Raw genomic sequence first — 462 nt, forward strand, 5'->3', positions numbered from 1 at the left:
TTTCTTATGAATTATCTCGATGTCAACCTTATCAGGCTGAATTAGCACAAACAGATGCCGAATACAAGCGATCACGATGTGGTCGGAAAACTAAGCTGAGCGATGAGTTAAAGCAAAAAATTCTCAACCATTTACGTCTAAGCTGGTCACCAGGAATGATTGCTCACGAATTTAAACTAGCTACTAAATCTATTTATAATTGGCTAAATCAGGGGAGAATTGGTTTCTCCTTGAATGATCTACCTGAACATGGCGTACGCCAACGGCGTAACGTTGACCAACGATCCAAATATAATCAATCTTTGGGGTGATCAATTGAACAGCGTCCCATGATGATTAATCAACGTAATCGCATCGGCGATTTTGAACTAGATACAGTCGTTGGTCCTCGTGGGCATAGTAAGGCAGTTTTATTAACTTTAATCGATCGCAAATCACGGTTCCTTTGGGCATACCGGTTAA

At 40.7% G+C, this 462-nt stretch carries 1 pseudogene; it reads left to right on the forward strand.

The features are described from left to right. Positions 1 to 462, forward strand: a pseudogene (locus FC98_RS13855) (IS30-like element ISLpl1 family transposase); the annotation flags it as partial.

Origin of the sequence: Lentilactobacillus kisonensis DSM 19906 = JCM 15041, assembly GCF_001434135.1 — a bacterium.
GTDB classification, from domain to species: Bacteria; Bacillota; Bacilli; order Lactobacillales; family Lactobacillaceae; genus Lentilactobacillus; species Lentilactobacillus kisonensis.